Annotated in this window: 21 protein-coding genes; all 21 read left to right on the forward strand. The window is 48.2% G+C overall.

The annotated features are described in order from the left end of the window. The first annotated feature begins 51 nt into the window (after nt 1-51). The 21 genes from atpF (at nt 52) to ACQ4MX_RS17855 (ending at nt 22,810) form a co-directional block, all read left to right on the forward strand. Entirely contained in the window at nt 52-540 is a 489-nt protein-coding gene (gene atpF, locus ACQ4MX_RS17755) for a F0F1 ATP synthase subunit B (RefSeq protein ID WP_044646222.1), read from the forward strand. After that, nucleotides 537-1,082, forward strand: a complete 546-nt coding sequence (locus tag ACQ4MX_RS17760) for a F0F1 ATP synthase subunit delta (RefSeq protein ID WP_044646223.1) — start codon at nt 537-539, stop codon at nt 1,080-1,082. The genes atpF and ACQ4MX_RS17760 overlap by 4 nt, the downstream gene beginning before the upstream one ends. Nucleotides 1,083-1,101: 19 nt before the next feature. Next, nucleotides 1,102-2,616, forward strand: a complete 1,515-nt coding sequence (atpA, locus tag ACQ4MX_RS17765) for a F0F1 ATP synthase subunit alpha (RefSeq protein WP_025683774.1) — start codon at nt 1,102-1,104, stop codon at nt 2,614-2,616. 246 nt (nt 2,617-2,862) lie between these two features. Then, nucleotides 2,863-3,729, forward strand: a complete 867-nt coding sequence (atpG, locus tag ACQ4MX_RS17770) for an ATP synthase F1 subunit gamma (RefSeq protein ID WP_149095560.1) — start codon at nt 2,863-2,865, stop codon at nt 3,727-3,729. 122 nt (nt 3,730-3,851) lie between these two features. Continuing rightward, the gene (gene atpD / locus ACQ4MX_RS17775; protein WP_431086371.1) at nt 3,852-5,252 is read left to right on the forward strand and encodes a F0F1 ATP synthase subunit beta; all 1,401 of its coding nucleotides are present in this window, start codon (nt 3,852-3,854) and stop codon (nt 5,250-5,252) included. Between the two features lie 70 nt (nt 5,253-5,322). Beyond that, complete coding sequence (locus ACQ4MX_RS17780; RefSeq protein ID WP_025683771.1) at nt 5,323-5,736, forward strand: F0F1 ATP synthase subunit epsilon; 414 nt, start codon at nt 5,323-5,325, stop codon at nt 5,734-5,736. Nucleotides 5,737-6,086: 350 nt separating this feature from the next. Next, a complete protein-coding gene (locus ACQ4MX_RS17785; RefSeq protein WP_025683770.1) occupies nt 6,087-6,338 on the forward strand; it encodes a DUF1146 family protein in 252 nt (83 codons plus the stop codon). Between the two features lie 324 nt (nt 6,339-6,662). Next, complete coding sequence (murA, locus tag ACQ4MX_RS17790) at nt 6,663-8,012, forward strand: UDP-N-acetylglucosamine 1-carboxyvinyltransferase (protein WP_134912166.1); 1,350 nt, start codon at nt 6,663-6,665, stop codon at nt 8,010-8,012. Nucleotides 8,013-8,246: 234 nt separating this feature from the next. After that, nucleotides 8,247-9,677 (forward strand): stage II sporulation protein D, encoded by a 1,431-nt coding sequence (gene spoIID, locus ACQ4MX_RS17795; RefSeq protein WP_431086374.1) that lies wholly within the window; start codon nt 8,247-8,249, stop codon nt 9,675-9,677. Nucleotides 9,678-9,747: 70 nt separating this feature from the next. Further along, on the forward strand, nt 9,748-10,488 hold the full coding sequence (locus ACQ4MX_RS17800; RefSeq protein ID WP_134912168.1) for a M23 family metallopeptidase: 741 nt from the start codon (nt 9,748-9,750) through the stop codon (nt 10,486-10,488). Nucleotides 10,489-10,689: 201 nt separating this feature from the next. Beyond that, a complete protein-coding gene (gene spoIIID, locus ACQ4MX_RS17805; protein ID WP_007432737.1) occupies nt 10,690-10,977 on the forward strand; it encodes a sporulation transcriptional regulator SpoIIID in 288 nt (95 codons plus the stop codon). A 172-nt stretch (nt 10,978-11,149) separates the two neighbouring features. After that, a complete protein-coding gene (locus ACQ4MX_RS17810) occupies nt 11,150-12,148 on the forward strand; it encodes a rod shape-determining protein (protein ID WP_044646231.1) in 999 nt (332 codons plus the stop codon). A 122-nt stretch (nt 12,149-12,270) separates the two neighbouring features. Continuing rightward, nucleotides 12,271-13,155, forward strand: a complete 885-nt coding sequence (locus tag ACQ4MX_RS17815) for a flagellar hook-basal body protein (RefSeq protein ID WP_431086378.1) — start codon at nt 12,271-12,273, stop codon at nt 13,153-13,155. 13 nt (nt 13,156-13,168) lie between these two features. After that, complete coding sequence (locus tag ACQ4MX_RS17820) at nt 13,169-13,996, forward strand: flagellar hook-basal body protein (RefSeq protein ID WP_431086380.1); 828 nt, start codon at nt 13,169-13,171, stop codon at nt 13,994-13,996. A gap of 10 nt (nt 13,997-14,006) precedes the next feature. After that, entirely contained in the window at nt 14,007-14,219 is a 213-nt protein-coding gene (locus tag ACQ4MX_RS17825) for a DNA-directed RNA polymerase subunit beta (RefSeq protein ID WP_134912171.1), read from the forward strand. A gap of 900 nt (nt 14,220-15,119) precedes the next feature. Continuing rightward, nucleotides 15,120-15,566: a 3-hydroxyacyl-ACP dehydratase FabZ gene (fabZ, locus tag ACQ4MX_RS17830; RefSeq protein ID WP_013312312.1), complete on the forward strand. Its 447-nt coding sequence runs from the start codon at nt 15,120-15,122 to the stop codon at nt 15,564-15,566. A 98-nt stretch (nt 15,567-15,664) separates the two neighbouring features. After that, nucleotides 15,665-17,383: a phospho-sugar mutase gene (locus tag ACQ4MX_RS17835; RefSeq protein ID WP_431086383.1), complete on the forward strand. Its 1,719-nt coding sequence runs from the start codon at nt 15,665-15,667 to the stop codon at nt 17,381-17,383. Between the two features lie 261 nt (nt 17,384-17,644). Further along, on the forward strand, nt 17,645-19,660 hold the full coding sequence (locus ACQ4MX_RS17840) for a DUF5693 family protein (protein WP_431086385.1): 2,016 nt from the start codon (nt 17,645-17,647) through the stop codon (nt 19,658-19,660). Then, nucleotides 19,636-20,772, forward strand: a complete 1,137-nt coding sequence (csaB, locus tag ACQ4MX_RS17845; RefSeq protein ID WP_431086386.1) for a polysaccharide pyruvyl transferase CsaB — start codon at nt 19,636-19,638, stop codon at nt 20,770-20,772. The genes ACQ4MX_RS17840 and csaB overlap by 25 nt, the downstream gene beginning before the upstream one ends. A gap of 8 nt (nt 20,773-20,780) precedes the next feature. Next, nucleotides 20,781-21,542, forward strand: coding sequence for a WecB/TagA/CpsF family glycosyltransferase (locus ACQ4MX_RS17850; protein WP_431086388.1), 762 nt, complete (start codon nt 20,781-20,783; stop codon nt 21,540-21,542). Nucleotides 21,543-21,679: 137 nt separating this feature from the next. After that, complete coding sequence (locus ACQ4MX_RS17855) at nt 21,680-22,810, forward strand: glycosyltransferase family 4 protein (protein ID WP_044648751.1); 1,131 nt, start codon at nt 21,680-21,682, stop codon at nt 22,808-22,810. Nucleotides 22,811-22,975: the final 165 nt, after the last annotated feature.

Below are 22,975 nucleotides of genomic sequence, written 5' to 3' on the forward strand. Positions count from 1 at the left end.
TGAAGAATGAAAGATCCAGGACTGACGTTCACCGGAAAGGAGTGACTTCAATTGAGTTTAAATTGGACAAGTATCGTTTTTACTATAATTGCATTTTTGATCTTGTACTGGTTGCTGACCCGTTATGCATTTGGCCCCCTCTTTTCAATTATGGAGAAGCGGCGAGAGCTTGTTTTGAAGCAAATGAATGAAGCGGCACAGACGCGTGAACAGGCTACTGCCTATGTTGAGGAGCAAAAGCAGGCTCTCCAACAGGCACGTAAAGAAGCCTACGATATTATTGAGCAGTCGAAACAAACAGGTAGCAAGCAAGCGGAGCAAATTATTGTTCAGGCCAAGGACGAAGCTGTCCGCCTGAAAGACGAAGCTGTTCGTGAGATCACAAGCGAGCGCAATAAGGCAGTTGCCGAGCTGCGCAGCGAAGTGGGCCGGGCTTCAGTACAAATCGCTTCCAAGCTGATTCAAAAAGAAATCAAGGAAGACCAAGTCCAGGGAGAGCTTGTCGACCAGTACCTTAAAGAGGTAGGAGGCAAAGCATGAGCCGGGATACGGTAGTTGCCAAACGGTATGCGAAAGCTTTGTTTGAAGTGGCGGAGCAAGAGCAAACCATTATGGAGACCGAGCAAGAGCTGCGTGCTTTTGTAGAAGCTGTCTCCGGGGATGCTGAAATCCGTAAGTTCATCAACTCTCCTAACATTACGGAAGCGGTCAAGCTTCAGGTTCTGGCTAACAGTTTTGAGAGCAAGCTGTCTGCCCCACTGATCAACACGATTAAGCTGTTGATCCAGCGCAGCAGAGCAGATTTGTTCGAATCTCTTCTCGCTGGATACCTCGATATTCAGGAGTACAAGCTGGGCCTTGCCCATGCAAAGGTGTATTCCACTTATGCGCTCAGTGAGCAGGAAAAAACAGCGGTAGCCGAGCAATTCGGAGCCCGTGAACATAAAACAATCCGTGTGGAAAACATAGTGGACCCGAGTCTGCTGGGCGGATTGAAAGTGGTTATCGGCGATACACTGTACGACGGCAGTCTGGCCGGCAAGCTGGATCGTCTCGAGAAATCCTTTAACAGACGAGTATAGAAGATAGGGGTGAACACACTTGAGTATCAAACCTGAAGAAATCAGTTCATTGATTAAAAGTCAGATTGAACAATATAAAAATGATATCGAGGTCGTTGAAGTCGGCACTGTTGTTGAAGTCGGCGACGGTATTGCCCGCGTCTACGGACTAGAAAAAGTCATGTCCGGTGAATTGGTTGAATTCGAAAACGGCGTTTTGGGCTTGGCGCTCAACGTGGAAGAAAGCAATGTCGGTGTTGTTATTCTCGGTCAATTCTCCGATATCCGTGAAGGCGGCCAAGTGAAACGTACAGGTCAGATCATGCAGGTTCCTGTAGGGGAAGCATTGATCGGACGTGTTGTTAATCCGCTGGGACAACCAGTAGACGGTAAAGGCCCGATTGCTACAACGGAATTCCGTCCGGTAGAAAGCCAGGCTCCAGGCGTTATGGCCCGTAAATCGGTACATGAGCCAATGCAGACGGGGATTAAAGCTATTGATGCGATGGTTCCGATTGGTCGCGGTCAACGCGAGCTGATCATCGGTGACCGTCAAACAGGTAAAACCTCTATTGCGATTGACGCGATTTTGAATCAAAAAGGCAGCGGCATGAAATGTATTTATGTTGCCATCGGCCAAAAGCAATCTACGGTAGCTCAAGTCGTTGAAACCTTGCGTCGTCATGGTGCTTTGGAATATACGATTGTCGTTACAGCGGCAGCTTCCGACCCATCACCATTGCTCTATATCGCACCTTACTCTGGCTGCGCTATGGGTGAGTACTTTATGTACAAAGGCGAGCACGTGTTGGTTGTATACGATGACTTGACCAAACAAGCGTCAGCTTACCGGGAACTTTCCCTGTTGCTGCGTCGTCCACCGGGCCGTGAGGCATACCCAGGTGACGTTTTCTATCTGCATTCCCGCTTGCTGGAACGTGCAGCGAAGCTGAATGATGAGTTAGGCGGCGGATCGCTGACTGCGTTGCCATTCATCGAAACACAGGCTTCCGACGTATCTGCCTATATTCCAACGAACGTTATTTCCATCACAGACGGACAAATCTTCCTCGAAGCTGACTTGTTCTATGCAGGACAACGTCCGGCGATTAACGTAGGTATTTCTGTATCGCGTGTAGGTGGTTCGGCTCAGATCAAAGCGATGAAAAAGGTTGCAGGTTCCCTGCGTTTGGACCTCGCCCAATATCGTGAGCTTCAAGCGTTCTCCCAATTCGGTTCTGATTTGGACAAGTCCACTAAAGCTCGTCTGGATCGCGGTGCGCGTATGATGGAAATTTTGAAACAGGGTGTTAACCAGCCGCTGGCTGTAGAGCAACAGGTTGTGAGCTTGTACACTGCGGTAAAAGGCTTCCTGGATGATATTCCTGTAGCAGACGTGAAACGTTTTGAGAAAGACTTCCTTTCTTATATGGAGTCTGATCATCAAGATATTCTTCAATCTATTCGTGATACAAAAGACTTGGTACCTGATAACGATGCGGCTCTCAAAGCAGCTATCGAGAAATTCAAAAAATCATTTGCCACGTCGGTTTAATACATTGGAATTTGCCAGTTTATGACGAGAAGTGTCCTAAGGAAGCGTGCCCTCCGGGCTGTGGCTTCCTTGGCATGTTTTATCCTCAATAACAGGCCCTTTATGATTAGTCCGGCTGGACCGTCCTTCATCATGGACAGCCGGATATCCAGAACCGGTTTACGGACTTAGCTTTGACTTTGTCAAAGCTAAGTGAATGCTTACGAAGTAGCTTTGGCTTTGCCAAAGCTTGAAGGTGGTGAAATCATGGCAAAAGGTATGCGCGAGATTAAACGTCAGATCAAAAGTGTGCAGAGTACGAAGCAGATTACGAAAGCGATGGAGATGGTAGCTGCATCCAAGCTTAGAAAAGCTCAGGAGAAGGCTGAGGCGGCTCGTCCTTATTCGGAAAAGCTTAGGGAAGTTGTGACCAGTATTGCTGCGGGGTCAAACAACGTTAAGCACCCGATGCTGGAATCGCGTCCGGTCAAAAAGACGGCATATCTCATCATTACATCTGATCGTGGTCTGGCTGGTGGTTATAATGCCAACATTTTGCGGCAGGTTACACAGACAATTGCGGAACGTCACCGTTCACAGGATGAATTTACAATTTTCATTATTGGACGAAAAGGACGGGACTATTTCAGACGCCGCGAGTTTCCTATTGCCGAGTCGGTAACAGATCTGTCGGATACACCTGCTTTTGCAGATATCAAGATGATTGCCAACAAAGCTGTGCAGGGTTTTGAGCTCAAAGAATTTGATGAGCTGTATCTATGCTATAACCGCTTTGTTAATGCATTGACTCAGATTCCAACCGTTGACCGTCTGTTGCCTATGGCGACGCCGGATTCCGCTGCTGCTGCATCCTCGATTAACTATGAGTATGAGCCGTCACCGGAAGGAGTGCTGGAAGTGCTGTTGCCGCGATACGCGGAAACACTCATCTATGGTGCTTTGCTGAACGGTAAGGCGAGTGAGCTGGGAGCAAAAATGACAGCAATGGGATCTGCAACTAAAAATGCTACGAAGCTGATTGGTGAGCTGTCGCTGACCTATAACCGTGCTCGTCAAGCGGCTATTACCCAGGAAATTACGGAAATCGTGGCAGGGGCAAGTGCCCAGTCTTAATGGGCTTTTTTTGCGGACTGCTGTATAGCTGGTCCTATACTAATATGATAATTTGCGGGCGCAAAACAAATCGTGTAGTTCGGATTTGCGGCTGTGCAAGCTTGTAGGAGGGAAACCAAAAGATGAACAAAGGACGCGTAGTGAGCATCATGGGTCCGGTTGTCGACGTTGAGTTTGAACGCGGACAGCTTCCAGAAATCCTGAATGCCATTCATATTGGGACTGTGCTGGAGAACGGAGTCAAAGTTGACCTGACGCTTGAAGCATCGAAACACCTTGGTGACAACCGTGTGCGTTGTATTGCCATGTCTTCCACGGATGGTCTGGTTCGTGGAGTTGAAGCAATCGATCAGGGAGCACCTATTTCGGTACCTGTCGGTGAAGCAACTCTAGGACGCGTATTTAACGTACTTGGAACGCCAATTGATAATGGTACTGATTTGAGTGAAGCAGCTAGAAACCCGATTCACCGTCAGGCTCCTGCCTTCGATGAATTGACAACTCAAGCAGAAATGCTTGAAACGGGTATTAAAGTTATTGACCTGCTGGCTCCTTATGCCAAAGGCGGTAAAGTCGGATTGTTTGGTGGTGCCGGTGTAGGTAAGACCGTAACCATTCAGGAATTGATTAACAATATCGCTCAGGAACATGGTGGTATTTCCGTATTCGCAGGCGTTGGTGAACGTACGCGTGAGGGAAATGACTTGTACCATGAAATGAGAGATTCCGGCGTTATCAATAAAACAGCGATGGTGTTCGGACAAATGAACGAGCCTCCAGGCGCGCGTTTGCGTGTTGCCCTTACGGGTCTGACGATGGCGGAGTATTTCCGTGATCAGGAAGGTCGGGACGTGTTACTCTTTATTGATAACATCTTCCGCTTTACCCAAGCTGGTTCCGAGGTTTCCGCCCTCTTGGGACGTATGCCTTCGGCAGTAGGTTACCAGCCTACGCTGGCAACTGAGATGGGTCAATTGCAAGAACGGATTACTTCTACTAAAAAAGGTTCTGTTACTTCCATTCAGGCGATCTATGTACCTGCGGATGACTACACTGACCCGGCTCCTGCTACAACGTTTGCCCATTTGGATGCAACGACAAATCTGGAGCGTAAAATTTCCGAAATGGGTATCTACCCAGCGGTTGATCCACTCGCGTCGAGTTCCCGGATTTTGTCTCCGGAAGTTGTGGGTGAAGAGCATTATAATGTAGCACAAGGTGTAAAACAAATTTTGGCCCGTTATAACGAGCTTCAGGATATCATTGCTATCTTGGGTATGGACGAGCTGAGTGAAGAAGATAAAATGCTGGTAGCCCGTGCGCGCAAAATCCAGCGTTTCTTGTCCCAACCTTTCCACGTTGCCGAAGCGTTCAACGGCTTCCCGGGTAAATATGTGCCGGTTAAAGAAACTGTACGAAGCTTCAAAGAAATTCTGGAAGGTAAGTATGATCATCTTCCAGAAGCGGCTTTCCTTTTTGTAGGAGCCATCGAAGAAGCGGTAGAAAAAGCCAAAACGCTGTAAGCATACAGGCGAAGAGTAGCCGAGCCTTACGAAGTGAGCTGTCTGCGGGCAGCTTTCAGGAGGGATTCAAGTGAGCACGTATTTGTTGGAGATTGTGACGCCGGAGCGCCTGGTCTTTGCAGAACAGGTAAACAGCATCAGTGTTCGCGGCTCGGAAGGCGATCTCGGGATTTTACCCGGACACCTTCCCTTGGTCACTCCCTTGAAGATTGCGCCGGTACGTATTAAAACTGGCGGTCAGACAGAAGTGATTGCAGTCAATGGGGGCTTTGTTGAAGTCCGCAAGGATAAAGTGGTCATTTTGGCTGAAAGTGCGGAGCGTTCCGAGGATATTGATGTGGAGCGTGCCCGTGCGGCAAGGGAGCGGGCAGAGCTGCGGCTCCAGAGCAAGCAGGAGAAAGTAGACCATCATCGGGCGGAGGTAGCCCTGCAACGGGCACTTAACCGTCTGAATGCAACAAGCATCAGAACCAATAAGAATTAATATTGGGTTTTAACTGGATTGTAAAAGGGTTCGGCATGGTATACGGATGAAATGACAGGGAGACCGCTTCATAGTTTCTGCCAAATGATGTTCCGGCAGAAGAAGAGGAGGTAGCCTTTTCCTTCCTTCGATCACTGTGATCGAGCCCTTTTTTTAGATATGATTTCCAAAAATACAGTCCTATTTCTTGCTTAATAGCTAGGTACATAGTACCTTTTAAATTCACGAAACAGAAGAAAATGTTCGTATTTTGTCGAAATAATTGTCCTGAAAATAGAATTAGCACTGGCATATTAGGCGTTCGCCGAGTATTATAAAGAAGTCTGTGACGCAGGTGGGAGGGATTACGGATGAACGGGAAGCAGCAATTGGCTGAACAGTTAAGTCAATCGGCGAGTATGACCGCGCTAGTCTCCATGATCGTGTCGCTCATTTGTATAGCGTTAGCTTGGTGGGCCTTACAGAGCTTAAAGCTGGATTTGTTCATCAGGCATCCAAAGGGACCACAGGGCAGATTGCTGCACTTGTTTCTTGCCATTATTTTGGGACAACTGGTGTCCGGGTTTCTGCTAAGCTATATCTCATGGAGCCAGATGCTTTAGAATGTGTTTTAACATGAAGAGGGCGGGTTATATGACTTTATGGCTGTGTATCTGCGGGAATTGTCGAATAACATCGTGCCATATTGTCAACAATGGTAAACAAAAGAACTATACGTGTATAGCTGGTCGAGCAGGCTAGAAGCACAATAGTCGTCATGTGTAAAAAACGCTTGTATACTTGATTTAATCAGTGTTATGATGGCAGTTAGGGTATTAGTAAATTCTTGTTTTTTTATGTAATGAAAAAGCAAGGCATGAAAATAGCGGAAAATGTTCTTTTTTTCCATGATGGAAAAGGGAAATGACGCGCGGAGGGAACCATAGATGAGCAAATTTATCGTCCGCGGTGGCAACAGATTGACCGGGAGTGTCAAAGTCAGCGGAGCCAAAAACTCAGTTCTGCCGATCATCGCCGCTTCTCTTTTAGGAGAAGAAGGAGAAAGTGTTATCATTGATGCACCTCCTCTAGACGATGTGATGACCATTAACAAAGTGCTGGAGTCCTTAGGAGCAGGCGTTACATACCAAGACGAGGTCATTCGTGTTGACGCGCGGAAGATAATTTCCTGTGAAGCCCCTTACGAGTGGGTTAGGAAAATGCGCGCATCGTTTTTGGTTATGGGGCCGTTGCTTACACGTTTAGGACACACAAGAATTTCGCTTCCAGGCGGATGTGCAATTGGTACGCGACCGATTGATCAGCATTTGAAGGGTTTTGAGGCATTGGGCGCCGAGATTAGTCTGGGCCAAGGATTTATTGAAGCTAAAAGTAACGGACGTCTACGCGGAGCCAAAGTTTATTTGGATGTAGCCAGCGTAGGTGCGACCGAAAATATTATGATGGCCGCTACTCTAGCGGAGGGCATTACCACCATTGAAAATGCTGCCAAGGAACCTGAGATCGTTGATCTTGCGAATTTCCTGAACGGTATGGGTGCCAAGGTGCGCGGTGCAGGTACAGGCGTTATTCGCATTGAAGGTGTTGAAAAGCTGCACGGTGTGAAGCATACGGTCATTCCCGACCGGGTAGAAGCAGGTACTTACATGGTTGCTGCTGCGATCACAGGCGGGAACGTATATGTAGAAGGCGCGATATCGGACCATTTGGGACCGGTTATCTCCAAGATGGAAGAAATGGGTGTAACCATTCAACCGGATGAAAATGGAATTCGCGTAATTTCGGATAAACCGTTAAAGGCCGTTGACGTTAAAACGTTGCCTTATCCTGGTTTCCCTACGGATATGCAGTCTCAGATGATGGCACTTCAACTTGCCGCTGAAGGAACCAGTATTATCACGGAAACCGTATTCGAAAATCGTTTTATGCATGTGGATGAATTTCATCTGATGAATGCGGAGATTAAAGTTGAAGGCCGTTCCGCTATTGTAACCGGCAATGCTAAATTGACAGGTGCAAAAGTGACCTCAACAGATCTGCGTGCAGGTGCTGCCTTGATTCTGACTGGACTGATTGCGGAAGGTACAACGGAGGTTTCCGGCGTACATCATATCGACCGTGGTTATGTTCATCTGGCTGAGAAGCTGACCGGGTTAGGCGCGGATATTTACAGAGTAACGGTTGAAGAGCCCAAGCTGGGTGCTTCCAGTGCTGAGCGCGTCATACCAGAACCGGCATCAGGGAATCTGTTCAAGATTCAGCCTTCCCTGGCCTAAGCTTTAGCGTATATAGCCTCATGCGGCTAATACATGTTGTAATATTTACGAACAAATGAGAAACCAAGTCCATTATGGACTTGGTTTTTTATGCTTTCAGCCTGTCTTTTTCATTCTTTCAGTTCTCTTAAAAGGGTTCTATCAAAGTGGACGACCTCATATGATTGAAAATATCTGCTGGAGCATATCGTTGCTTCCAGCCGGACTCTAGCCCTTTGATGGAGGTTTCAGCTTATGAAAGATTCACAGGTTCGTATTCGTATACCCATTCATCATGCCAAGGAACATCGCCGGGTTTCACCTGCGGGAGACAGCCGCGGCTCTATAGCTGTTGCACAGGCAGGACGTCCTGTGCAACAGCAGACCGTTCCTCCGGGCGCGTCAGCTCCTGACAGAGTGACCCTCACCGCCCGACGTGCGGCGGCGGTCACTCCCGCGCAGCGCCCTATCCCGGCGTCGTCGCTCGCCCCCGGGGCAGCCACGACCCGCGACGCGCGCGGCAGCCAGCCGTCCGTGCCGCTGCCGTATCTGCGGCCTGCCACCGGGCATGTCCCGCGCTGGGGCCGCCACCGCCCGTGGATGCCCGCTGCGGCTATGGCGGGCCTGCTGGTGCTAGCCCTGGCCGTGCCCGCACTGCTGGCGTGGCCACGCCACACGGCGCAGCCGTTGCCGCCTGGCAACCGCACGGCTACGCCAGCGGTTGCGAAGGGCGAGGCGCCCGTTACACGCCTGCCGGGCATCCCACCCATGCCTGCGGTGCCCGCCGCGCCAGCGCGCAGCGTACCAGCGGCGGCAGAGCCGGACGTGCGCGTGTACGTCACGTCCACCGGTCGCACGGAGACGCTGCCGCTGGAGCAATACATTGTCGGCGTAGTAGCCGCCGAAATGCCGCCCAGCTTCGAGGGCGAGGCGTTGAAGGCGCAGGCCATTGCCGCGCGTACCTTCATTGCCCGCCGTTTGCTGGCTGATGACACCAGCGGCGCTCCGGCGGGGGCGGATGTGACCGATACGGTTAAGCACCAAGCCTACATTTCCAAAGCCAAACTTGATAGAGAGTGGGGGCATGCTGGCAAATCCGCAGAACTGGCCAAAATCCGGCAGGCCGTACGCGATACCAAGGATACGATCATGGTATATGAGGGCAAGCCGATTACCGCTTCCTTTTTTTCTACCAGTAACGGTTATACTGAAAATTCAGAGGATGTATGGGCCAAGGCTGTGCCTTATTTACGGAGTGTGTCAAGTCCATGGGACAAGCAGCTTGCGCCCCGTTATGCAGAAACCGTCACACTGAGCCGTCAGACTGTGTTTAATAGATTGGGTTTGAGCCGTACGGCGATGGCCGCTTCTGCCGGAGGAGAGAGTATACCGGAAATTCGGATACTTTCCAAGACAAAGGGACATCGGATCAAGCAGATCGAAGTAGGAGGCACTATTTTTACAGGACCGGAAATCCGAAACAAGTTGGGATTGCGTTCTGCTGAATTTACGTGGAAGGCGGAAGGGAATCGGATCGCCATTACAACCTACGGATACGGACATGGTGTCGGTATGAGCCAATGGGGAGCTAACGGAATGGCCAAGGAAGGACATACCGCCACTCAAATTCTCCTTCACTATTATACGGGCGTTTCCTTTGCCCAAGCCTCTCGTATTCTAAGTTAGTAAATTTTTCAAAACTTTGAAGTATAAAAGAGTTGCACCCGGTAACACTGGTTACTGAGGTGATGAGCAAATGAGTGAACAAAATAAAAACCAGAACCAAAATCATGAAGAAACACCCAAAACCTTTCAGGGTGGAAGGGCTTCACGGCCGTCTTCGTGGAAAAAGCTGTTGTCCAAAAGGTGGGCATACCCGGCAGCCTACATTGCCGCAGCAGCCATTATACTAACTTTAGTGTGGGTCTATCAGGATGCCAGCCAGAAGTCTTTCAAACCTGACCCAACTAATTCATCGGTACAGAATACAACAACGATCAATACCGATGTTACCGGACAACAGCCTGAAAGTATGGAAGTCGTTGCCCAGTCGGAAAATCTCGCATGGCCGGTAGCGGATGCTGCCGCAGTACAGGTCGTAAAGCCATTCTTTGACGAAAACGCGACTGCTGACGAACAGGCGGCTGCGATGGTAGAGTACGATAAAACCTTTACCGCCAACACCGGGATTGATCTTTCCCGCGCCGATGATCAAACGTTCGAAGTGAGAGCTGCCCTCAGTGGTAAAGTGACTCGTGTGGAACAACACCCGCTGGTAGGCAATGTGGTGGAAATTACGCATGATAACAATCTCAGAACCGTGTACCAAAGCTTGAACGATCTGAAAGTAAAAGAAGGCGATCAAGTAAAACAGAACGATGTCATCGCTTCGGCGGGTCGTAATGAACTTGAAAAGGATTTGAAAACACATCTGCATTTTGAAGTGTATCAGGATGCCAAGCCAGTGAATCCAACCGGTCTGCTTCCAAAAAAATAAATTCAGCCATAGCTTTTCATGTAAAGCGGGGGATCATCATCCCTCGCTTTTTTCTTGTGCTTTTGTAGTTCATGGGGTCAACATCAGTTGCTTTTGCCAAATAAATAGGCCTTCCGAAGCATGTCTTCCCGCCAAACCGCGAATATATAGGCACACTCCTCATATAATGTACCAAACTATCCACAGTAGGGAGGCGGGAGCGTGCACGATTACATCAAGGAACGGACCATCAAAATCGGTCGCTGTATCGTGGAAACAAGGAATACGGTCCGTACGATTGCCAAGGAATTTGGTGTCTCCAAGAGCACGGTGCATAAAGATCTGACCGAACGGCTGCCTGAAATCAACCCGGACCTTGCAGATCAGGTGAAGCACATTCTCGAATACCATAAATCCATCCGCCATCTGAGGGGAGGGGAAGCGACGAAAATCAAGTACAAAAAAACGAGCGGCAAAAGAAGGGAGATCCTCGTTTCAGGCAAGTCCTAAAAATATATAGTGAATTGGCTGGCAAAGCCATTGAATCAACCCCCTGAAGTATGATATGTTAAAAGATGGTACAAGATCGAAAAATGACATGTAACCGTAGGTTTATACATATATTTGCCGCTTCTTGTCGAATCTCAGCTTTTTAAAATATCACTTTGGGGGCCTTTTTAATATGTTCAGTAATGATATCGGTATCGACCTCGGTACGGCCAACGTGCTTATCCACGTCAAAGGGAAGGGGGTTGTTCTTGACGAACCTTCCGTTGTTGCAATAGAAAGCGATACAAAAAGAGTTCTGGCTGTCGGAGAGGAAGCGCGCCGTATGGTTGGACGTACTCCCGGTAATATCATAGCCATCCGTCCACTGCGCGACGGTGTCATCGCCGATTTTGAAGTGACCGAAGCGATGCTAAAATATTTTATCAATCGGGTAGGGGGAAAAAGCTGGTATAGCCACCCTCGTATTCTGATTTGTGCGCCGACGAACATTACCTCAGTGGAACAAAAAGCGATTCGTGAAGCGGCGGAGCGTAGCGGGGCCAAAGAAGTATTTTTGGAGGAAGAGCCAAAAGCAGCTGCCATCGGGGCAGGAATGGATATTTTTGAGCCTAGTGGCAATATGGTTGTGGATATTGGTGGTGGAACAACAGACGTTGCGGTCCTCTCTATGGGGGATGTAGTAACGGCTTCTTCCATTAAAATGGCAGGAGACAAGTTTGATTCCGCCATCATGAAATATGTGAAAACAAAGTACAAGCTTTTGATCGGGGAACGTACGGCGGAAGATATTAAAATCGCCATCGGTACCGTGCATCCGAGCGGACGACAGGCAGAAATGGACATCCGGGGGCGGGATATGGTATCCGGATTGCCTAAAACGTTAAGTATTTCTGCGGCTGAAGTGCAGGATGCGCTCAGAGATCCTGTATCAGCGATTGTGGCTGCGGCCAAGTTTGTATTGGAGCAGACTCCACCGGAACTGTCAGCAGACATCATTGATCGTGGGGTTATTTTGACTGGCGGCGGCGCGTTGCTGAGCGGATTGGACGAGCTGCTTGCCGAGGAACTGCGTGTTCCGGTGCTGGTTGCTGAAGATCCGATGCATTGTGTCGTCAAGGGCACAGGAATTATGCTGGATAATTTGGATCATGTCGTTAAGAAAAAGTTCTAATCTGCCGATAGTGAATATAAGAGACTCGTGTGCGGTCAGGGAGGCTATCTAGGTTTTGGCTTCCATGCCTCCGTACGAGCAGATGTTTGATCAGGAGAGTACAGGATTGGGGTGCACGATACATGTTGAGAGGTTTATATACTGCGGCCGCCGGAATGACAACACAACAACGACGCCATGACACCGTGACGCAAAATATTGCCAATATGAACACGACTGGATACAAGCAGGAAAACAGTGTTCAGCGTTCTTTTCCGGAAATGCTTATTTCGATGACTGGAGGCAATCCGGATAATCCGGACCGTACGGTCGGCAAGCTCAATACTGGCGTTTTTGCTGAGGAAAGCCTCTCCCCTTACATTCAGGGGGCATTGAAGGATAGCGGACAAGCTACGGATTTCGCAATACAGTCCAATATTAACGTGAACGACCCGGCAACCGGTCAGCCTATGGCTTTTGATCGGGCGGGGAAATTTATCAATGCTAACGGTGAAGTCACCTATCGTCCGGAAGCGTTTTTTACGGTTCAAGACAGCAACGGTAATGTACGCTATACACGTGATGGGCATTTTCAGGTAAATGGAACGGGTGCGTTGCTCTCGTCGACTGGTTCAGCAGTGCTGGATACGAATGGCAAGCCGATTCAATTGACGGGGGCTGTTTCAGCGCTTAAAGTAAATGAGCGGGGCGAATTGGTGGACAAAGCCTCTAATCAGACGTTGGGAACGACGCTCGGAATCAGTGTCATTGACCGTCCATACCAGCTCGTTCGTGAAGGTAATGGGAATTTCCGTCTGAATGATACGGACGGTGCTACGGCCAGAACGATGACTGCAAATGATGTGGTATCTGTTCGTCAAGGCTATCTGGAAGTATCCAATGTGGACGCTTCGCAGTCGATGGTGGATATGATGGCTGCGTTAAGAGCGTATGAAGCGAATCAGAAGGTCATTCAATTTTATGATAAAAGCTTGGACAAGGCCGTTAATGAAGTAGGCCGTGTATAACAGGGGGTAAGTGATGAACAACTCCATGATCGGCGCAATGGTGTCTATGGCCAGTGTGCAGCAGCGCTTGGATTTGATTGCCGATAATATCGCCAATGTCAATACGGTTGGTTATAAGAGTAAACAGGGTTCTTTTGAAGATGTGCTGGCCAATGTGCAGCAGCAGCCTTCAACGTATCTCCAAAATGGACGGGCTATGCCGCTCGGCTACAATTTGGGTTACGGTGTGAAAATAGCCTCGGCTATGAAAAATATGGAGCAGGGACCGCTTAAAGAGACGGGGCTTCCTACCGATCTGGCGATTCAGGGCAATGCCATGTTCGAAGTTCAGGGAAATGGACAGAAGGCTTGGACGCGTGACGGCAGCTTTCATTTTGTTCCAGATCCGAATGACGGCAAAACGATGTTGCTGACAACTTCTAAAGGCTATCAAGTGCTGGATAACAATGATGTTCCTGTAACTGCTCCGTCTGGCTCCAAGGTAGCGATTAACCCGGACGGTGAATTGCTTATTCGCCCAGACGGAACGGGAAATCCAATAGTTGGTCAGCGGATCAAGCTGATGGATGTGCAACGTCCAGAAGGATTGGAACAGCGGGACGATAACCTGTTCGTGTTAGCATATGGTGTGACAGAAGCGAATGTATTTGGTGCAGCAGGTGTAGCGGGCGCTGTTCCAGCTGACGTATCTGTACGTTCCGGTTATCTGGAAGAGTCCAATGTAGATTTAGCGGGTGAAATGACGGACATGATGCAAGTTCAGCGAATGTATCAATTGGCGGCACGGGCGCTGACTTCTAGCGACACGATGATGAACCTGGCCAACAATCTGAGGGCATAGGGATTTGGTGATGAAAGAAGAACAACCCAATTCCCGTCCGGTGCCTGAAAAGGCGAAGTCCCGCTGGCGTACCGCCCGTTATTTCGTAATCCCGTTGCTGCTCCTATTCTCGCTGTTGGGTGGTTTGATTGCAGGATATGTGATTGTAGGCAAGCAAGGACTGGCAGGCGTATTTGAATGGAAAACCTGGCAGCATGTCATTGATCTTATATTTGCGCCTTAGTTTACTTTAAAAGAGTGGGGGGCGGGAGAAGACCGCTCCGCGTGCAGATTGTTCTTCCGATTGCTGTTATCCCCAGATTCCTTTTGATTTTAAAACATTCGAGGTTTGAATCCGGGGATAAAGGCAAACGCTGCGCTTCTTCAGAACAATTCTGCCCGCTCCGCTGCTACCCGCCATTAGGGCCACTTTTATTAAAATAAACCACCCGCAATTTGTGTGGGTAGTAATAAAACAACAAAACCCTGTGCCAGTGGCGCAGGGTTTTGTTGTGCCTTTAACGGCAGGAGCCTCCAGCGTAGCGCGTATGGATTGCAGCCAATGAAGGCCATCGCAGATGTCTTCGGTTTTGTTCCGCCCTTCCGGCAAGCGAGCATTATTGAAGCGAGGCTTTCTTTTTGAGGCGATGGTAACTCGGCGGAGGGGATGGAATCGTTCTGAAGAAGCGATAGCGTTCGCCTTTAATCCCGGATTTTACCCTTTAAAATTCCCATTACAATGAAAAAATCCGGGGTTAACAGCGATCGGAAGAATGATCCATCCCAGTAGCCTCCTCCCCTTGGCTCAAATTGAAGCTCCGCTTCACCCCATAATAGGAGCACCCAATATGGTACTTCCGCGTAATTTTCTTTTTACATCTGATAACTGTATAATGATGGGGAAGTTTAAACACTGCGGGGTAAAACCAAGCACGGGCAAAAGGGCTTCTTCGCGCCTCAGGTTGCATAACCGGCGGAAAAAGCCCCTTATCTCAACCTCCACTTCTGCAGTAGGTGAAGGATATCTAACATTGTTGCCGTTATGAGCTGTTTTTATGCAGCGCAAGCGGGGTAATATTATGCTTGCAGTAACTCATGACTGATACAGAGTCAAACTTGCAAGCGGGAGGAGTTATTAAGGTAAATGGACAAATTGCAATTGGATGTTAATCAAATTCAGGAGATTATCCCACATCGAGCGCCATTTTTATTGGTGGATCGTATTATTGAGCTGGAGGAAGGGAAAAGAGCAGTAGGCATTAAAAATGTAACGATGAATGAGCCTCATTTCATTGGGCATTTTCCGGGGTATCCCGTTATGCCTGGTGTGTTGATCACCGAAGCACTGGCTCAAGTTGGGGCTGTCGCATTACTGCACCTAGAGAGCAATCGTGGCAAAATCGGGTTCTTGGCAGGGTTGGATGGTTTCCGTTTCCGTGGACAGGTGGTTCCTGGGGATACGCTGACGCTTGAAGTGGAAATCACTCGTTCCAAAGGTGCATTTGGCAAAGGGAAAGCTACGGCCAAAGTAGGCGATACGGTAGTAGCTGAGGGCGAAATTATGTTTGCTTTATCTGACCCTCCCCAATAAATAAAGCTCTGCCGACATAAGCACGGCGTCTGAACCGAGTGCATGTGTACATAGAAATCCTGTTTTGACAACCCGAAAATGGAGAGGGGAAATTCCGTATGACGCAGTTGAGTAAAAAAGCATTAGAAAGCATTGAGAGCTGGCTGCAAGACCCTTATATTGATGAAGAAACCAAACAGGAGTTGCGCGCATTGGAAGGCAACGAGCAGGAACTGGAAGATCGCTTTTACAAAGAGCTGGAATTTGGTACAGGCGGTCTGCGTGGAGTGATCGGGGCAGGAAGTAACCGGATGAACCGTTACGTCATTGGACGTGCGACTCAAGGGCTGGCTCGCTATATTTTAGAACAGCATGCTGGTAAAGAAGGCAAACCTTCGGTTGTCATTGCACATGATTCTCGTCATTTCTCGCCAGAGTTTGCTTTGGATGCGGCTTTGGTGCTGGCAGGCAATGGTATCGTGGCTAAGTTGTTCCCTTCCTTGCGTCCAACGCCACAGCTTTCATTTAGTGTACGTCATTTGGGAGCCAGTGGAGGGATTGTTGTGACAGCAAGTCATAACCCTCCTGAATATAATGGATACAAGGTATACAACGATGAAGGTGGCCAGCTTGTTCCTGATCAGGCCGAGCAGGTAATTGGTTATATCCATGAGGTTCCTTCTTTTGCTGATATTCACCGTCTGACACGTGAAGAAGCAGAGGCCCAGGGCCTGCTGGTTTGGCTCGGAGAGCAAGAAGATGAAGCGTTTGTGGATACGGTAGCCAGTGTGAGTGTTAATCGTGAGCTGATTGCAGCCGGACCAGGCAAAAACTTCAAGGTTGTGTTTACACCTCTCCATGGCTCAGGCAACGTACCGATTCGTCGCGTATTGGAGAAAATCGGTTTTGAGCAGGTACATATTGTGCCTGAGCAAGAACAGCCGGATGCTGAATTTTCTACTGTCAAATCACCCAACCCGGAAGAACGTGATGCCTTCAAGCTGGCGATTGCACTGGGTGAAAAAATTGGTGCGGACCTGTTGATCGGTACAGACCCCGATGCGGATCGCATGGGGGCAGTTGTGAAAAACCGTGACGGCGAGTATGTGGTATTGTCCGGTAATCAGTCTGGCGCGATTATGGTCTACTACTTGTTGAACCAGCTAAAAGAAACGGGTAAGCTTACAAATAACGGAGCTGTCGTTAAAACCATCGTAACGAGTGAAATGGGCGCAGTGATTGCTGAGCATTTTGGAGCAACCGTATTTAACACGCTTACCGGCTTCAAGTACATTGGTGAGAAAATGAATCAGTTCGACCAAACGGGTGATTATACCTACCTGTTTGGCTATGAGGAGAGCTACGGCTATTTGGCAGGCAATTATGCCCGTGACAAGGATGCGGTCTTGGCGGCTATGCTGATCGCTGAAGCAGCTGCTTATTACAGTACCCAAGGCAAGACGCTGTATGATGTTTTACAGGAGCTGTACGAGCAGTTTGGTTACTTCCTGGAGAAGCTGGAGTCCCGCACGCTCAAGGGCAAGGATGGAGTGGCGCAGATTCAGGGCAAAATGACGGATTGGCGCACTACTCCGCCTCTGGAAATTGCAGGTGTGAAGGTGGAAAAAGTGCTGGATTACTCACAGGGTTTGGACGGACTTCCACAAGAGAATGTGCTTAAATTCTTACTGGAAGACGGCTCGTGGTTCTGCTTGCGTCCTTCCGGTACTGAGCCTAAAATTAAAGTGTACTTTGCGGTACGCGGTTCCTCGCTGTCAGACGCGGAGCAAAGAATCAGCCGTCTGGTGGAGGCTGTTATGGCACGCGTAGACGCTTGAGACAAATCCATTTATAATAGAATAGGATTAAGGTAATTGGATACGAATTAAGAAATCGGTGACCTCTCACGGCAAAGGGCAGTACGCCGTGGGGGTCATTTCTGTGTTGCAGAATAATCTGGAAGAGGCTTTGGGAAAATAAGCTTATTCCGGCAACGGAGGATTTTGCAAAATCCAATGAGTGGCCTACCAAGGACTGAGCAAGGGCAAGGTGGGCAGCATTGAATTTTGCAAAATCCCGAATATTAAGGAGGTTCTTTGGTGTATCAGAAATGGCAGTATTGGAATACGGCTTCTCGAAAATGGTTATGGATTCTGGTTGCACTTGGCTTACTGGCTTCCATTCCTGTAATTGCTGATCGTGTGAAGACAGAATCATCAAGTAAAAAAGTAGAGATTGTATTCGACTACCGGGATTTGACGGAGGCAGCTTCGTATCAGGCTCACCCGGAGGATTACCTGAATGAGCAGCTTGACCGCTTAAAGCAGGCCGGTGTGAACAGTATGGCAATGTATGAAAGCACACTGGATGATTTCCGCAAAGCAGGCCATGTTGTAACCTATACGACTCAGAACATTGCTGATATGGAAAAACGGGTATCACCCGCCAACGAGAATTTTACGTACGTTGTTTTCACTGATCAGGAAAACGCTGCGGCTTTGAAGCCGTTAATTGAACGTACTTTTACCAGCCTGGATATTAATGTCAAACCATGGACTTATCAGGGCCATGAAGGGCTCGTTGTAGAGACTTCTCCAGAGGATGCGTATCTCAAGCCCATGCAGCCTGATCCGATTGCTATGAAACAGCTTCGGAATAAAGGATTTTTTATCGTTCCACGGATGAGCGACAGCCTTCCTTACAATCAGGAATTGACGGAAGAGACGTTGGCCTCCTTTCAGGAGAATGGCGTAAAACGCATTTTGTTTGAAGGAGATTCTGTTAAAGGTTTTACAGATAATGAGAAAAAGCACAGCTTGGCGGCATTTGCTGAATTGCTTAACAAATACAATATCGGTCTGGCCGCTATTGAAAACCTGAAAAAACCGCAGGCAGGCTTCAACAAGCTGGCTTACGATATAAAATATAACGTTGTGCGCCTGTACTCACTGAGCGACAAAGATTCAACGCTTGATGTGGAGACGTTGGCTGATCGTTTTGCATTGGCGACCAAGGACCGCAACATTCGCATGCTGTATCTTAATACAGCTCCGACGCGCAGTGTGGCTGAGGCCAAAGTGAAGGATTCTGTAGACAACTTGATCCATAGTTTGGACAAGCCCGGCAATGCTGTTCAACGGATGGAGAAAAAGGGATTTGAGCTTGGACAGGCTGAACCGTTTAAAGTGGTTGATTCATCCTACCAACGTTACCTGAAACTGGTCGTTGTACTGGGGGCACTGGCTTTCTTCTCCATTATGGTGTCGTATTTTGTCCCGGCATTGACCTTGTTAGCCTTTGGATTGGGACTGGTTGGCTCAGCAGGTCTTTACGTCCTGAACTCCAGCTTGATGGAGCAGGGCTTGGCACTACTTGCAGCGATTAGCGGACCCACAGTTGCAATGGTTATTGCTGTGCGTACGATTAGAATCAAACGTGAACAGGAGCCCGAGCTTTCAGTAGGTCGTCGTCTCGTTCAAACACTTGTATTGTACGTTCAGACAGCAGTCTTGTCGTTGGCTGCTGTACCGTTTGTTATTGCGTTGTTGAATAGTATTGCTTACAGCCTTGTGCTGAACCAATTTAGAGGCGTAAGCTTGCTTCACATTTTGCCGATTTTTTTGGCGGCAATATATATTTTCTTTTATCGGGGCGTTTCTCTACGCGAAGAAATCTCAAAGCTGCTGCGCACGCCGATTACCGTACTATGGGTCATCGTACTGGCTGTTATTGGAGCCGCAGGAGTATACTATTTGAGCCGTACCGGAAATGCGGGTACTGTATCGAACACAGAGCTGGTTTTCCGGAATTTCCTTGAGAATGCATTTGGTGTACGTCCGCGTAATAAGGAATTCTTGATGGCACATCCACTATTTATTGCTGGTGCGTTCCTGGCGTTAAAATATCGCAAAGCGATCTATTTGCTGATTATCGCTGCTATTGGTCAGGCCTCTATGGTCGATACCTTTGCTCATATTCATTCTCCAGCCGCACTCTCGTTTAGTCGTGGGCTGTTAGGATTGGGATTGGGTCTGATTCTGGGAATTATCGCAATTGTCGTGTGGCAAGTGCTGGAAGGATGTTGGAAGAAATGGTCACCACAGCTCAAACGATAATAATCTCGGGTTATTACGGCTTTCGCAATAGTGGAGACGAGGCAGTGCTCAAGTCGATTTTGACAGCATTAGAGGAAGAAAGCCGTCAGGCGGGGATTACGGTTAAACCTGTTGTACTGTCTTCGGACCCCGATTGGACACAGAAGATGTACGGAGTAGAGGCCGTACCGCGTATGAGTCTGGGAGAAGTTCGGAGAGCGATTAAAAACAGTGACGGGTTAATCAGCGGTGGCGGAAGTTTGCTTCAGGATGCAACCAGTCCCAAAAGCATTCCTTATTACCTAGCGATTCTCAAACTGGCCCAATGGGCCGGAAAGCCGACGTTTGTGTATGCTCAAGGTATCGGTCCGGTGCAACGGAAGATATTTTATCCTATGATCCGGTCGGTGTTTCAGCGTTGCGAATATGTATCTGTAAGAGATGAACAGTCTGCGGCGCTACTGGGTACCATGAAATTAAAACGTCCTGTTGTTGAGGTCGTTCCCGATCCCGTAATGGGGCTTCCATTGCCCTCCAATTCCGAAGGTTTGCAAGGAGCGGCTGTCGAAGGGGAAGATGAACTTCCGATCGTTGGTGTGTCCGTACGTTACTGGGACAAGGAACGTCGTGAATTAACGGCGATTGCGGATGGTTTGAAGAAATTAGCTGCTGGGCGCCGTGTACATTTGCGCTTTTTTCCTTTCCATCTGCCAGACGATGAGCAGGCTTCAAGGATGGTCATGGATTTGTTAGGGGATATTAGGGAAACGGGCAGCCGTGTTAGTATATGTGAGCAGGTTACCGATCCTCAGCAGATGTTGCTGGAAGTCAGTCGTTGTAGTTTGATGATCGGGATGAGATTGCACAGTCTGATTTATGCAGCATCCCATCAGGTGCCCCCGTTGGGGATATCCTATGATCCGAAAATTGACCATTTCCTCGGCCGCGTCGGTAGCCAGCCTGTAGGCACCACAGAAGCGCTGAATGGTCAAAAGCTGGCTGATGAGGCTATACGATTGCTGGATCAGCGGAGCCAATGGATCGAGAGCCAGGGAGCGGCAATTGCTTTGTTGAAGAGCGAGGCCCGTTTGCCGGCACAGCATATCATTAATTACTTGTGTCGCAAAGGATGATGGATACAGTGACAGTCGATAAGGTTACGAATGTGCCTACCGTCCCGATTTTCGGTGTTCCGGTATCAAGGCTTAATATGAAAGATACATTAAATGTATTAATTCAAGCAGTGGAGTCTCGCCGACCCCATCAAGTGATCACTGCTAATCCGATTATGGTTATGGCAGCGTTGGAAGACCCTATGTACATGTCAGTGATGAAGCAGGCGGAGCTCATCGTCCCGGATGGGACTGGCGTGGTTTGGGCCGCAAATTATGTAGGACATCCAGTACCAGAACGTGTGGCGGGTTTTGACTTGTTACATGAATTACTTGCAGCTGGAGAAAACTATCATTGGAAAGTTTATTTGCTCGGATCGACATCTGAGGTGATTCAAGCGACAGCCCAGCGGGTACATGAGCTTTATCCTGGAATTACGGTTTGCGGCAAGCATGACGGATTTTTCGGACCGGTAGAGGATGAAGCGGTGATTGCAGCTATTCGTGAAGCAAATCCTGACTTGCTGTTTGTAGCACGTGGAGCTGACACGCAGGAGCCCTGGATTGGTAAATATAAAGAACAATTGGGTGTTCCTGTGATGATGGGGGTGGGCGGTAGCTTCGATATTATATCCGGTAAAGCCAAACGTGCGCCTAAATTGTTCCAAAAGCTCAGAGCTGAGTGGTTGTATAGGCTATTGAAAGAGCCAAGTCGGTACAAAAGAATGCTTGCGCTGCCGAAATTCGCCGTGAAAGTGATGCGTGAAAAAGAAAACGTCACAAAAGTGTGATAAATAGCTTGAATCTGCCTTCAAAACCCGCTAATTTGCCAGAATATGAAGCTTGGTATTTATTTTCGATCAGAGTATAATTCAATGCGGTTACATCTGAAAAGGGATTGCTTTAAAATTGGGGGTCGAATGATCAAATGCTATTGATCTATATTATTGGTTTCATCATGGCACTGGGACTTGCGCTGTTATTGACACCGCTCGTCAAGAAATTTGCTGTGAAGGTTGGAGCCGTCGATGTGCCGAATGCCCGAAAGGTACATACCCGAATTATGCCGCGTCTTGGCGGTCTGGGGATTTTCCTGGCATTTCTTTTGTCCTTATTGGCGATTTTACCTTTTGTGCCTGAAGGAATGCTGTCCTCAAGGGATATTAACTTTATCGCAGCCTTTCTGATTGGCGGAACGCTGATTACACTGATTGGTGCTCTCGATGATCGTTTTGATCTTAATGCAAAATTGAAATTTTTGGCTCAAATTGCCGTTGCGTGTATGGTTGTATTTGCTTTTGATATTCGTGTTGATTTTGTGAATGTGCCTTTTCAGGATGCATACTCTTCTTTGGAAAGTTGGATCTCCATCCCGCTTACGATTTTCTGGATTGTAGGTGTAACGAATGCCATCAATTTGATTGATGGTCTGGATGGACTGGCTGCTGGTGTTTCGGGAATCGCAATCGGAACGATTTTTGTAATGTCTCTTCTGATGGGCAACTATATGGTTGCTATGCTTTGTCTGGTGCTGCTGGGCAGCATTATCGGATTTCTGTTTTTTAACTTTCATCCTGCAAAAATATTTATGGGTGATACAGGATCTCTATTTTTGGGCTTCTGCCTGGCGATGCTGTCGATGCTTGGATTCAAACAGATCGCTATTGTATCGTTTATTACGCCATTGATCATTATCGGCGTACCTTTGTCAGATACATTCTTTGCAATCATTCGTCGCAAGTTGCAGAAAAAACCGATTTTCTCACCAGACAAAGGTCATTTACATCACTGTCTGCGTGAATTGGGCTTTAGCCACAGACAGACCGTATTGATTATTTACGCTATTGCTGCATTTTTCGGTGTATTAGCCGTGATTCAATCATATGCTGCGCTTAATGAAGCGAACTGGGTTATCTTTGTCGTGATATGTATAATGATGTTCTTCTTACAGATCGGCGCCGAGGTTATTGGTCTTGTCGGCAAAACCAAACGTCCGGTGATTAACACCCTGATTCGGTTGCTGGCTAAGCCAGATTCCCAGACTCGGTCGAAATTATAATTTTTTATTTTAAAAGTAAGTCTTCAAGCTTGGCGGTATACCGCGGGTTTGAGGGCTTTTTTGTTCTTCGTTATGAAAAAAACTCCCTCCTTTTTTGCGTATTTACTAATTTTTTGTATGTTCGCTACCGATAAAAAAAGTATTGAATGATTACGTGCCCCAAGG

It is taken from the genome of Paenibacillus sp. 8b26 (genome assembly GCF_050626875.1).
GTDB lineage: Bacteria > Bacillota > Bacilli > Paenibacillales > Paenibacillaceae > Paenibacillus.